At 66.7% G+C, this 13,865-nt stretch carries 4 protein-coding genes; 3 read left to right on the top strand and 1 reads right to left on the bottom strand.

Annotated features, from left to right (window positions below; genetic code table 11):
• Nucleotides 1-327 precede the first annotated feature (327 nt).
• Entirely contained in the window at nucleotides 328-948 is a 621-nt protein-coding gene (locus ABXH26_RS19705; RefSeq protein WP_353568823.1) for a flagellar basal body-associated FliL family protein, read from the bottom strand.
• Nucleotides 949-1,151: 203 nt separating this feature from the next.
• Between ABXH26_RS19705 and ABXH26_RS19700 the strand changes: the two genes are divergently transcribed.
• Genes ABXH26_RS19700 through ABXH26_RS19690 form a run of 3 tightly spaced genes read left to right on the top strand, consistent with a single transcriptional unit; the run spans nucleotide 1,152 to nucleotide 13,557 of the window.
• Nucleotides 1,152-6,752, top strand: a complete 5,601-nt coding sequence (locus tag ABXH26_RS19700; RefSeq protein ID WP_353568822.1) for a hypothetical protein — start codon at nucleotides 1,152-1,154, stop codon at nucleotides 6,750-6,752.
• A gap of 19 nt (nucleotides 6,753-6,771) precedes the next feature.
• The gene (locus ABXH26_RS19695; RefSeq protein ID WP_353568821.1) at nucleotides 6,772-10,158 is read left to right on the top strand and encodes a fibronectin type III domain-containing protein; all 3,387 of its coding nucleotides are present in this window, start codon (nucleotides 6,772-6,774) and stop codon (nucleotides 10,156-10,158) included.
• 12 nt (nucleotides 10,159-10,170) lie between these two features.
• The gene (locus ABXH26_RS19690) at nucleotides 10,171-13,557 is read left to right on the top strand and encodes a thrombospondin type 3 repeat-containing protein (protein ID WP_353568820.1); all 3,387 of its coding nucleotides are present in this window, start codon (nucleotides 10,171-10,173) and stop codon (nucleotides 13,555-13,557) included.
• The last annotated feature ends 308 nt before the right edge of the window (nucleotides 13,558-13,865 follow it).

The following is a 13,865-nucleotide window of genomic DNA, read 5'->3' as shown; positions in this document are numbered from 1 at the left end:
ACGGACCACGGACCACGGACCACGGACCACGGACCACGGACCACGGACCACGGACCACGGACCACGGACCACGGACCACGGACCACGGACCACGGACCACGGACCACGGACCACGGACCACGGACCAAGCACCAAGCACCAAGCACCAAGCACCAAGCACCAAGCACCAAGCACCAAGCACCAAGCACCAAGCACCAAGCACCAAGCACCAAGCACCAAGCACCAAGCACCAAGCAACGCCAGGCGCATCGACGTCCGCGCGGTGATCGACCTCGGGGAAGCTGCGGGGTGCGTCGTAAGACGACATCCTCCTCCCGGCGATCCGCGTCATTCCCTGAGCCGGATCCGGATCGCGCCGGAGTCCACCTTCATCGATTCGACGCCGGCCAGTCCGTGGCCGTTTCCGCTGCCGAGCGACTCGCCGATGAGGTCGCGGCCCTTGAGCCCGGCCAGCCAGTCGTTGGGCAGGGATACGCCCCATACGGTGACGTCATCGATGACGAAATGCGGGCCGGCCTCGTCCTGCGTGATCAGGAAACGGGCGCGGGCTTTCAGGCGCTTGCCGCCGACCAGCGGCAGGTCGGGATCGAGGTCGGTCTCGACCCGCGCGTGCACGGCATTGGGCACCAGCTCGAACTTCAGCTTGTCGCCCAAGGTCGTGTTCTGGTTGAGCAGGCCGTTGAGTTCGCGCTCGGTCAGCACGATCTCGCGCACGCCCTTTTCATAGGTGGGATCGACGCGTTCGGCCTTCGGAACTTCGCCGCCCTGGATGGCGTCGACCTTTTCCTCCACCACCTGCACCTCGGCGGCGGACAGCTTCACCGGCTGGATCGGCCGGTTGTGCCACCACCACGCGGCGCCGGCGGCGATTCCCACGACGAGCACGGCGACCAGCCCGATGACCAGGCACGACCCCTTCTTTTTCGGCGGCAGGGCTTCTTGAGACATGGGTCCTGTCTAGCCCGCGGGCGTTTGTTTGCAAAACAATCCACTCTTCATGGAAATTCGCCGCCGGATTGGAACGACGCGTCTTCTTTCCCCGACAGCTCTTTGATTAGCAGGGGTTAAGCTAACAATCCCGCCACACACCGCTTTGATCTTGCTCGATGGGCGCAAACTGCTCCTGAATGCCACGATCATTTTCAGAGCCTATGGAAACCTTCCCCATGCGCATCCGGGCGGCCGTGGCCGCCTGCTTCATCGGCTTGGTCGGCACGGCGCCGGCGGTCATCAGCGGCTCGTTCATCGACACCGCGCCGGGCGACAACCTGGCAGCTCCCGAGCCGGTCTTCACGGTGCTGGACTCCGATGAGGCGCTCGCCGATCCGGTCCACTTCTACCGCCACGGTGCCACGCTCACCGCGCGGGTCGGCTTTTCTTCAAACAGTGTGGTCAACGAATCCGGCACCTTCCGGGTCTGCGCGGCGCTGTTCGACGAGGCGGGCGACGTCGTCCCGGTCGTCGATGTGTTCGATCCGGTCGGGAAAGCCAAGGAGGTCTACTCGCCGTCGCGCGCGGTCACCGTGAGGATCTTCGCTCCGCAAACGGTCGACTTCGTCGTGTCGGCCGACCCGGTCGGGACGCTCGAGGCCGGCAAGCGCTACCATTTCGCGTGCGTGCTCCAGCGGGAGATTGGCGGCGTGTGGACCGACATCGCCTCCTCCGGCACGCCCACTTCCGACGAGCTGCCGGCTTTCCATTTCACCAACACCGACCCGGACGACGAAGCCTACAACATCCACGCCGCGCTGAACGACCTGCAATGGACGCGGACCCATCTGATCGCCACCGATCCGGATCGCGATGCCTTCACCGCCACCCTCGATGTTACGGTGGGGCGCTACGACGGCTATGAGCGGCCGCCGGCACTCGGCGTCACCCAGATCCGGGCGGACTTCGACCTGCGCGAAGCCGGCGGAGGCCCCTCGGTGCCGCTGGTGGACGACGGGGTGTTCACCTTTTCCGTGAAGCAGCCGACGAATGACGACTCGAGCGGACGGCCGCTTGCCTCGCTGCTCGCCCACCGGGTTTTCCAAGCCGGAATCGTGCCCCTCGTGCAGCTGGAATCACGCACGAAAACCTACGAGTTGAGCGTGCGGATCGAGCATCTCGAGGCCCCGTCCACCTTCATGGCCGATGAAAACGCCGGCCTGTCCGCAGTGCGCCTGCTGCATTTCAATGGCGACCTGGTGTTCGGTTCGCTGACCACCGAGATGCTCGACGTGGCGAACCAGCCGGGGGTCGATGCGCTGGATGCGGCGGGCGTGAAGACGACCATCCAGCTGGAAAACCTGGGCGGCGGCTTCCCGAACCGGCCCGATCTCGGTTTCGGTTCCGGCGTCCTGCTGGGCGCGTTGTTGAAGGACAGCGGGGTGGCGGTCGTGCAGGCCGGCAGCGAGGAAATCGTCCGCGTCGATGGCGCCGGCCCGGTGCTCGATGCGCTGGGCAAGCTCAAGGTCGAGTTCGGCCTGCCGCAGGTCACCCCGGGCGGGCCGCAGGTTTCCTCGGCCCTGCTGCATTTTCCACAGGGCCTCGGCGTCATTCGGGACACCGCGGTCGATGCCCACCATGCGGAGCACGAGTGGCAGTTCTCCACCGGCCTCGCCCTCAACGACCAGATCAAGCTGGCCAGCCCGCTCACCGCGACGCTCGGGCCCAATGCCCGGATGTTCGATGAGGGCCATCCGCTGATCTATGAGGTGTCGAAGTTCGACGTCGATCTCGGTGGCTCGATCGACTTCACCGCCTCGGCCTGCGAGCACGTCTCGCAGCCCGCCTACGATGCGCTCGCGGCGCTGCCCGCCGCCCAGCTTCAGGATCCGGCGACCATGCGCGAGCGGTTCTCCAACGACGGCTACCTGCGCTTCACCACGCTGCTGAGCGGCAACCCGGTCTCGGTGACCGCCGCGGAAAAGGACGGCTCCGCCCGAACCTCGGCCGTGTTCACGACCCAGCCGGGCTCGCAGGTTTGTCACTTCCCGATGGGCGCCAAGGTTTCCTGGAACGGGGTGGAGAATCTCGAACTCGCCGAGGGCATCGTCTCCTACGGCCGGCTGTCCGCGCCGGATCCCGTGGCTCTCGATTACGACCTCGCCTGCGGCGACGATCCGTGCACCTTCGGTGCCGCGAGCCTGACCTCGCTCTCGCTCGCCTCCGACACCGGCGAGATGTCCATTTCCAAAAGCGGCGGCCTCGCCACCTCCGGCAGCACCGGCAATGTCCGCCTGAGCTGGGGCTGGAAGGGCGACGGGATGGGCCACCTGACCGACTACACCCATCGTACCGACTTTTTCCCCAACGCCCGCTTCTACATGCCCGGCTACCGGCTTTTCGCGGAGGAGAATCCGCTGCTGAAAATCAACTCCTACCAGAGCACGGGCGACCTGCTTTCCCCCGGCGTGCTGCTGCTGGAGGGCTACGACAACGAGAACCACCCCGAGGAGCTGGTACGCCCGGAAACCGCGGATTACCGCACCGGATATGGCGACTACGCCGGCCTCACCTACACGGTGGAAAGCTTCGGCCAGCAGGGAGCCAGCAAGATCGCCGGCAACTCCACCGACTACACCTACGACCTGCTGCCGACCGCCTCGAAGTACTATGCCCGCCTGAGCGGCATCAGCGGACGACACGTGGCTGAGGACGGCACGTTCGAGGCATCGATGTCGCTCTACGGCTTCTTCTTCGCCGTCTCGCAGTTCCAGCTGACCTTTCTCTCCAGCGAGAACGTCGACTCGTGGTTCGATGGCGAGATCGTGGTGCCGTCCCCCTCCGACTTCACCCAGCGATTCAAGGGCCTGATGCTCACCTGCACCGGCGACATCACCGGCGAGATGGAGATCGATCCGGATGACACCGGCGAGAAGTCGCTGCGCGACTGGAATTCGTTCTTCCAGCCGAAGGCCTATGCCTTCGAGCCCGTTTCCGAGGCTGGTCCGGGAAATTGCTACCCCACCCGCACCTTGGTTGTCGGAGCCACGACGGAAGTCGCCCACGTGCCCGGGGTGCTGGCCGGGAGGTTGGAATTCCTGAAGGACGGCAAGCTCGGCACGGCGGTCACCGGCAACCCGGGGATCGATTCGCGGCTCGGCATCCCCGCCTCGATCAAGGTCGATGGGCCGGACAACAAGCAGTACACGCTGCATCCCTGCACGGAGTTGTATTTCACCGATCCGACCGTGGCGCCGGACGGGATCGGCCAGGCGAGCTTCGCCGGACTACTGGACGTGCCGTATTTCGAGGATCTCAAGGTCCACTACGTGAGCAGCGCGAATCCCGACCCAAATGCCGCGATCTATCTTTGCGGCGGCTGGACCGATGGCGGCGACAACTTTTTCAACAAGGACGGATTCGACGAGACGCATACCGGCTTCCCGACAGGCCTGGGAAAAACCGAGTATCTCTCCCCCGATACCGGCACGCCGGACCAGTATCTGGTCCACGCGCAGCAGTCCTTGTTCGGGCTGATCCCGCTCGACTACCCGCTGCGCTGGAGCCCGACGGCGCGGTATTTCCGGACGATGAACCCGGACAAGCGGGACCTTTTCATCCTCAAGGACACCTACAACCAGATCGACTTCCTCGGCCCCGAGGACGCGGAGATCAGCTTCGGCGCGCAGTATGAGGGGCTGCCGCAAATCAACCTGACCAACATTGCCTTCGATGCCGTCGACGAGCAGCTCGGCGCCGCCCGCGCGCTCACCGACGCCGCGACCGGGGCGGTGGCCGGTGCCTTGAACGACGGCATCGACGACCTGGCGAACCTCGTCGGGGACAACCTCGACGCCATTCTGGAAGACGCGCTGGACGACATCGAGGTCGATGTGCTGTTGCCCGTCCACGGCCGTCTGGCAGCGAGCTATCAGAACGCGGTTTCCGCCGGGCTCACCTTCAACGAATGGAAGTCGATCCCGGCCGACAGCGCCGACGCGCTGATCAACGAGGCCTTTTCCGCCGGCGGCGGAGCGGTGACCTCCGTGCGGGATCGGCTGAGCGCGCTGAAGGATGCCAACAATGACATCACCAGCCTGCTCAACCGGGTCGATCAGGCACTGGTGAAGGCGATCATCGCGGTCGATTCCGTTTCCGGGCAGGTCAAGATCTACAACGGTGGTGTGGCGATCGATCCGCCCTCGGTCGATGAACTCCGGCCCGGGCTGCTCTACAAATCCGGCACCGAGTATGAGATCCTGGACAACCTGATCGGCTACCTGCTGCGCGACCTGCTGGGGCCGGAGCTCGGGCCCGCGCTCGACCCGGTGGTCGATGCCATCCTGGCCGGTGCCGAGGAGGAGCTGAACGCGTTGCTGGAGGACGTCTCGCCCACGCTCGACCGCATCGTCGAGGTGATGGGCCAGATCCGCGGCGTGCTGGTGGACGTGCGCGGCCGCCTGGCCGACGGAGCGGAGATTTTCAACCAGTTCAACCAGATCATCGACGAGGCGCTGATGCCGCTGGACGAGATCTCCGACATGATGGCCTCGCTGGAAACGGCGACCCACCAGTGGCTCAACGATCAGGCGCTGTCCGCCGGCATCGATCTCGATGTCCCGCTCGACACCTACAACTTCTCGCTGTTCGCCGAGTTCTCCGCCGAGACCCTCGCCGCCCACCTTCGTCTGGAACTCCGCGACGCCCTGCTCGCCAGCGATTTCGTACGGCAGATCCAGTACGCGCTGCGGCAGCAGGTATACGACCTGGAGCTGGCCATGCGCTCGGCGATCGACTCGGTCTTCGAGGAGATGAACCGGGTCATCAAGGACCTGATCAAGGAAGCCCTCGGCCCGATCGACGACGCCATCAACGGCTTGGTCGGGAAAATCAACGAGTTCACCGGCGCCGGCGGCGTCGATGGCTACGCGCACGTGCAGGGCGACTCGCTGAAGCGGCTGCGGATCGACGCCCACTGGCAGATGAAGGTGCCCGACGACCTCGAGTTCCACGCCTACGTCGAGATCCTTTGCTACGATTCCGGCGACGACTTCGCGCCCTCCGCCTGCCTGGCCCCGGGCGAGAAGGCGATGGAGGTCCGGATCGGCGTCGAGGACGTGGCGCTGGACTGGATCAGTCCCGACCTGCGGGCGAGCCTCGGTTTGAAGTTCTCCATGAACACCACCGGCACGGTCTACCCGAAGGGCATCGCCGGCTATTTCAACATGACGGGCGAGCTGAGCTTCCAGAGCTTCAAGCTGAAGGAACTGACCGCGGTGATCGGTTTCACCATCGATCCCGACCTCGGCGATGGCGTGGATGGCCGCGAGGCCTACCTGGGTGCCTCGATCCGCATGGGCATCAGCGGCTACGAGGCGGCGGGCGCGTTTTTCATCGGCCGCACCTGCTCGCTGGAGCCGCTGCTGGTGATCGACAAGGACGTCGCCGAGCTGCTCGGCCAGCCGCCTTTCACCGGCGGCTACGTCTATGGCGAGGTGTGGGTGCCGGTCTCCGAGGTGGTGCTCGGCATTCCCGCCTCGTGTTTCTTCAACATCTCGGCCGGAGTCGGCGCGGGCGCATTCTACTTCGTCGAGGGCCCGACCTTCGGCGGCAAGATGCTGCTCGGCGTCAGCGGCGAAGCCCTGTGCATCGTCTCGATCAAGGGCGAGGTCCGGCTGGTCGGCTTGGTGCAGGCCGGCGAGCTCCGCATGCGCGGAAAAGGCACGCTCACCGGCAAGGCCGGCTGGTGCCCGTTCTGCCTCAAGTTCAAGAAGTCCGCGACCGTCACCTACCAAGGCGGCGATTGGGACGTGGATCTGTGATTTTCCAAACCTGCCTCCGATGAAACTCCTCCGACGTTTGCTCACCGCCGCGGCCCTCTGCGGCGCGGCCCTCGCGCAGAATACCGACAAGCTGGTCATCACCAGCGGCACCTCCTACGCCAAGGACGGCCGCACCCACGCCTACGTGATGTGGCAGCCCGGCGACATCTCGACCACCCTCGGGATGCGCTTCGGGGTTTTCCGAAAAGACGGCCCGATCGCCTCCGCCAACCCCTACGCCAGGGTCGGCATCACCGTGCTGCAGGGCAATCCGGAGACCGTCCGGGCTCTGCTGGAGCTGGGCGAAAAGGTCGACTTCAACGGCCACATGGTGAACGCCCGCATTGCCAGCATCTATCGCGACACCATCACCGGCGCGAACCTCGACAACGGCCCGGATGCCTCGCTCGGGGCGGCCGGCAAGCTGTCCTACCTGATCGCCGCCGCCACCGAAGATCCCGAACTGCTCAACCAGCTGCTGCTGCTCGGCCGCGCCCACCCGGGCGTGATGCTGGCCCTCGGCCACGGCTTCGTGATCCCCATGCCGGACGCCGCCACGCAGACCTTCGAAGTGCGCGAACTGGACCCCGCCGACCAGGTGGTGCGGGTCATCGGGCGGGTGGAAATCGACGCTTCCTCGCCGCTCTTCCCGCCCCCGCCGGGTCCGCCTTTCCAAGTGCTCCACGAGGTGACGCAGGGCACCTACGCCCACAGCGGCAAGGACAACCTCAACGCCCGCCTGCGCTGGGGCCAGGACACCGCGCTGCGCCGGGCGATGCCCTCGACCTTCGGCTTCGACCTTTTCCGCGTCAGCGAGGACTTCGCCACCTCGCTCGGCTGGGATGTCACGCCGCCGAGCCGTGACGCGCTGCTCGACCTGCTCGTCGGCGGCAGCCCGCCGCCGCCCGCGGACCTGGCCCGCGTCAACGAGCTGCCGATCATGATCGACCCGCCGCTGACGCTCGCCGAGGCGGCCGACGCGACCGATCGGGAAAACTTCTACTACGCCGACGACAACGGTCTCGCCAAGGGCGGCGTGCCCTTCAACGACGGCGACACCTTCTACTACTTCGTCGCCGCGCGCGACATCTGCGGCCGTCCCGGCGAGATCTCGCCGGGCCTGCGCGTCGTGATGTGCGACCGCCTGCCACCGCTGCCGCCGCAGATTTTTTCGGTGGAAAACGTCTTCGACGGCGTCTCGTCCGCGGCCGACTGGGACACGCTCGGCGGCCAGCAGCATTTCAAGATCCGCATCCGCCAGCTCGACGATGCCAACCCCGAGGAGGCCGCCTCCCGTTACCACGTCTACCGCTGGGCCGCCGCCCGCGATGCGCTGCGCAGCGGCTCGGATCCGACCGTCAACCACATCGGCAGCGTCGCCCACGTGCCGGGTCAGGAGTTCGTCGATTTCCACGACAACGGCGCCGGCGCGCCCTCGATGCCGGCCGACGCCTCGAAGACCTACTGGTTCACCGTCCGCGCCGAGGATAACACCTCCTGCGCGGAAAAGAACTACTCCGCCCATAGTAGCCCGGTCTACGGCGTCTTGCGCGACCGCGCCGGGCCCGACCGCCCGACCGGCACCGTGCGCGTCTGTCGCTACCGCGCCGGGGTCGAGGCCACTGGTTACGCTCGGGCTTCCTTCGACGAGTATGGCATGGACCCCGCCCGCGAGCTGTTCGGCGTCCGTGTCGTGCGCGACTCCCCGGCCGTCAAGTGCGCCCGGGTCGAGCTGCGCCGCGCCGACGGCTCGGTGATCGAGACCCGCATGCTCGTTTTTTCCGGCGAGGACTTCGTCGATACCCTGTTCCAGCGGGCGGAAAAGGACGGCCTGAGCGTGTGCGTGAAGGTCTGCACCCACACCGGGGTCTGGAGCAACTTCGCCTGCACCAGCCTGCAGGCGGAGACGGTCAAGGAGACCTTCAACCTTTACGGCTTCGTGACCTTCACCAGCCGGGACTGTCGCGACCACCGGCCGGAGAACCCCGACATCCCGGACCACGACGTGGTGCTGGTGGACGGCACCATCGATGCCATCAACGGCACCATCACCTTCCCCGCCACCACGGCGGAGTGGCGCGTCTACCGGCGGGTCGATCTTTCCGGCCCCCTGACCCTCATCGCCAAGGCCGAAGGCACCTCCCTGCCCTCGCCCGCGCCGTGGGTCGATGATGCGATTCCCGACGAGGCCGACACCATCGTCTGCTACTACCTCCAGGTCTTCGACGAGCACAACAACCCCAGCCCGCTGGTCCGCGTGGCCTGCGTGCGGCTGAAACGGACCGACCTGCCCACGCCGATGCTTTCCGAAGCCGCGCTCCAGCTCGGCACCAACGGCGAGGCGCAGGCCAAGCTGACCTGGTTCTGCGACCCGGTCGGCGTCGGACGCTTTGAAATCTTCGTCGCCTCCGAGACCAGCAACGACCCCGGCATTTCCGGCAACGCCATCTCCGCCGCGCTCGGGGATCCGGAGGCCTCGCTGGTGCTCGATGGCGAGTTCGAAGGCCGCGAGGTGGCGGTCCACCAGACCCGCCAGGTCGGCGCGCCGAGCTTCCTACCGGGGCCGGAGTTCACGACCGTGGTCGACATCCCGACCGGCCAGAAGCTGTTCTTCGCCATCCGCGCGGTCGGCGATGGGGCCTACGGCGCCCGTAGTAGCGGACCGCTGAGCAATCAGATCGAGACCACCTGGATCGTGCCCGATCCGACCCCGCAGCCGGTCATTCCCTGGCCCGCCCGTCCATTACCCTCGCTGCAAAACAACAACCTGCCGGTGCTCGACTACGTCGAGGGCGAAGGGCCGTATTTCGCCACCAAGCTGCCAGCCCTGCTCGATGCCGCCGGCGGCATCGTCATGGGGGCCTACGACCGGGTCTACGAGCAGACCTCCAAGGGAGACATCGCTTATCTCGGCGACGACCTCGAGCCGCTCGACCGGCTGTTCCGCTTCCGCGCCCAGGGCGGAGGGAACACCGCCGACATGCTGCCGCTGGCGCCCTTCGTGGTGTATCGCTACCAGGTCCCGAACGCGGTTTTCCCGGACGCCGTGCCGAACATCGTCCAGGTTTCCCCGCGCATCGACCGCATGGCCTGGGTGAAGAGCAACTCGTCCGGCCAGATTCTCCGCGTGGTCCGCGATCCATTCTTCCGCTTCCCGGACCTGCGCACCACCGACGTCCGGGTCGCCGTCGATGGCATCTACGGTCCCGACGAAACGCCCGTCTCGCTGGCCGGCAAGGACGCTTTCTCCGACCCGCCGCCCTATCTCGAAGGCAAGGAGGGCCTGATCGTCTGGATCGACCCCATGCCCTACATCAAGGACGCCAGCTACCGCTACCTGATCGTCCGCTTCGGCGACAACGGCGAGATTTCCCGCGTCATCCCCACCAACGTCGTGAACCCCTGACCGATGATTCCGATGAAAACGAAGCTCTTCTCCATCGCCGGTCTGCTCGCCCTCGCCGCACCGGTCGCCGCGTTGCCGGCGACGCTGCTGCCCTCCGGCGAGTGGTCGATTCCCACGGAAACCAACGGCCTCGTCCTGATCGACCAAGCCACCGGGCAGGTGCGCCGCGCCGTGGACGACGGCGGCAAGCTTGCCTGGGACAAGACCCCGATCCGCACCTATCTCCGCGGCGCTACCGACGTGGCCGGCGGGCTGGCCGGCGACTCCGGCGAGATGGTGGTGCTCACCAACCCGTGGGCCAACCAGATGGCCACGATCGAGCTCACCAATGCCACGATTTCCAGCATCACGGTTCCCCAGCTCGGACCCGTCGCGGTGAGCGAGATCGACACCGTCGGCCCCGAGCTGATGGTCTCCACCGCTCTCGCCGGCAGCGGCAAGGGCAACTTCCTCACGGTCCTCAACAACCTCCCCGCCGGCGGCAACCGCCTCGCGGAAAAAGGCGGCTACGGCGCCATCTCCCAGCTCGAGCCGCTGTTCGAGACGGAGGCCGGCGATCGCATGGCGGTCGGCCGCATGGTCGACAACGGCGATACCACCCTCTTCCTCGCCCGGCGCTCCGGCTCCTCCCTCGTCATGACCGAACAGGACGGTTTTCCGGAAGAATGGCAGCTCGCCCCATCCGTCCGCGGCATGGACGGCCGCACGCTCGTGGTGTGCTGGCGCAGCGGCGACACCGGCCTGCGCATCTACACGCTCAATGGCGGCATCGGCGCCGGCTCCAGCCTGGCGCTTACCGGCACGCCGGAGGTGGAAGGCCTGGACGGCATCGGCTCGCTCCAGCGCGTCCGCCTGGCCGGCGCACCCGATGGTTTCCTGGTCACGTCCTCCGATGGCACCAAAGGTCTGTGGGTGCGCATCGATGGCGGCGAAAAGCTTTTTCCCCAGACCACCTTCGAGCCGACCGATCGGAAGCTGCAGCTCAACGGCCTGGTCCCGGTCAGCGGCCACGGCATCGTCCAGCTCGACGGGCGGCCCGGCGACGTCTCATCGCGCTTCGCCAGCCACATCTGGAACGGCTCGTCGTGGGAAATGTCCAAGCCGGCGGCGATTCCCGGCCTGCTGCCGGTCGGCACCGACTTCGCCACGCTGTTCTACTTCAACAGCGACCCCTTCGCCACCGACACCGCCGCGCTGCTCGCTCTGGAAACCGTTCCCGACTGGACCTCCGGCTCGACCGGCAGCCCGTTCCCGCCCTCGGTCACCGGGGAAACCTACATCTCCACCCTTTCCGGGCTCGCCTCGCCCTCCCCGCGCTCGTTTTCCGCCCCCGGCGGCTCGAACTACCTGCTCACCAACCAGCACCAGCCGCAGCTCAGCATTTCCGCCCTGCGCGCCAACGACCAGATCCTCAGCCCCTCGCTGGTGGTCAACCCCGCCTCGGGTTCTTTCCCCGCCACCGTCGAGGTCAGCGCGCTTTACGACACCGCCCGCTACGAGCTCTTCTACCGTGAATCCAGTAGTTCCGCCGCGTGGACCAGCTGGCCCGGCTCGCTCTCCGTCAGCTACTCGTCCACCTGGTATTTCATGCTCGAGGACAAGGCGACCGGGGTTCCCGGCCCCATCCTCGGCCGCCAGTGGACCCTCCCCGCGGCGAACCTCGACGACATCGACTCGGATTCCGACGGGGTCCCCGACTTCGTCGAAATGAGCAAGGGCCTCGATCCCTTCGGCGGGGCCGACAGCGATGGCGACGGCGCTTCCGACCTCGAGGAAATCCTCGAAGGCACCGACCCCGCCGACGGCGCCAGCGTTCCCAATCCGCGCAATCCGGTCCCCCAGGGCGAGGGCATCCAGTGGCTCACCGCCGCCTTCAACCACCTTTCCACCGCCCGCATTTCCCTCACGGAAATGATCGACGCCCACGACATCGCCGGAGCCCTGCTGGCCAGCGACGACGTCGAGAACGTCACCCACCCCACCCTCGGCACCCAATGGGCCGCCGAGCCGACCTCGAACTCCAGCCCCGCGCAGACCGAGTGGGCCGCGCTTTCCACCGGCACCTTCTTCGACATCGGCGTCTCGATGAGCCCGAACGGTCGCGAGGTCATCCGCCTGGTGGACATCCCCTCGCCCTCCGGTCCCAGCATCGCGTTCACGGCCACCGGCACGGATCTCGACGGCGATGCCGCCAGCTGGATCGCCGCCGCGCAGGCCGCCTACGCCACGTGGTCGCCGGTCGGCGAGTTCACCGACATCCGTCCGCAACATACGATGGCCGCCGTACTTTGCGAGGCCATGCTCTACGACCAGCTCGCCGCCGCCGGCCTGCTCGGCAGCCCCGCCATCGCGCTCGACGCGTTCACCGCCTTCCCTTGGCGCACGCAGGACGCCTCGCGCACGCCGCTCGACCGCGCCATGGTCGCCGCGCTCGCCACCGCCGGCTACGATTTCTCCGAGCTCCGCGGCCTGGTGGAAACGGAAGTCCTCGGAGCCGGCGGCGCCGCCTTGCGCACCGCGGCCAACGCGATTTACCAGCGTCATGTCGCCCAGTTCGCCGGCAATCCCGCGCTGATGCACCCGCTGCCCGCGCTGCGCGTCTGGATCGCCACCGGCAGCCTGCCAGCCGACTACACCAACGCCGTCACCGGCTCGACCCTGAGCAACGCCAACGCCGCCATCGCGACCATCCGCGCCCGCTCGGCCGAGCCCTTCCGCCCGATCGAGACCTGGGGCGTTGAAGTCCTGCCGCAGGGCAGCGCCCCGCCCGGCGTCGCCTATCGCGCGGTCGGCACCACCTCGGTCGCGCTGCTCAAACCCACCGGCGAGCCCTTCCTCTTCGAGCAAGGACTTGGCATCGTCGAGGGCACGACCTTGTCGGTGACCGGCTTCACCGACGTCACCTCACCGACCGGCTATCCCGCGATGGAGGTGACCGCGCTGGTCTACAACTCGCTACCGGCCGCCAGCGCGCGCGACCAGGATGCGAACCTGCTCGATGACGAATGGGAGCGCTTTTTCTTCGGCAGCACCGGCAACGATCCGTTCTCAGTGCCGGCCGATTCCAGCTTCACCCTGCTCGAGCACTACCTCGCCGGCACCGATCCCCGCGGCGGCTCCGATCCCGCCGGCACGCCGGCCAACCTCGAACTCCCCGGCCTGACCATCGCCCCGGATTCGCCCGGCGTGTTCACCATCGATTTCACCTGGCCGGAGGAATACTTCGACCAGATAAGCTTCGCCGTCGAGGGCTCGCCCGACATGAGTCCCGGCAGCTTCGATCCCATCCCGGGCGCGGTCGTCAGCCATCTCGGCGGCGACAACTACCGCATCACCCTGCCCGCCGTCCCCGGCGACCAGGATTACCACTTCTACCGAGTCGTCCTCTCCCTCCCCTGAGTTCGTTTCTTCATCTCCGAGGTCGGCTTTAATAAGCATATCCAAAAGATCGACGCGTTTGATTTTATCGACATGATGGGCGGAGATGAATCGCTCTTGGCGCCTCGCTGGCCTTCTCCTGCCTCTGCTTCTCCTGCTTTTCGCTCTTTGGAAACATAAGGCAGCTTACCCGTCGTCCACGCACGACGCCGCAACCTCCCGGCTGCATTCCGAGCACGCTTCCTCCGCGCCGACTCAGCCGCGGACACCCCGAGCTTCCGGCGAGGCTCACGACCCGGCCATCGCCCTGGCCACCGCGCACCGCGAGC

The sequence above is a fragment of the Haloferula sargassicola genome, from assembly GCF_040362925.1.
Taxonomy (GTDB): domain Bacteria; phylum Verrucomicrobiota; class Verrucomicrobiia; order Verrucomicrobiales; family Akkermansiaceae; genus Haloferula; species Haloferula sargassicola.
This window is presented reverse-complemented; position numbering and strand designations above follow the sequence as displayed.

Excerpts from the sequence above, each read along its gene's own strand:
- ABXH26_RS19695 (WP_353568821.1), top strand. The coding sequence starts at position 6,772 with ATGAAACTCCTCCGACGTTTGCTCACCGCCGCGGCCCTCTGCGGCGCG.
- ABXH26_RS19705 (WP_353568823.1), bottom strand. The coding sequence starts at position 948 with ATGTCTCAAGAAGCCCTGCCGCCGAAAAAGAAGGGGTCGTGCCTGGTC.
- ABXH26_RS19700 (WP_353568822.1), top strand. The coding sequence starts at position 1,152 with ATGGAAACCTTCCCCATGCGCATCCGGGCGGCCGTGGCCGCCTGCTTC.
- ABXH26_RS19690 (WP_353568820.1), top strand. The coding sequence starts at position 10,171 with ATGAAAACGAAGCTCTTCTCCATCGCCGGTCTGCTCGCCCTCGCCGCA.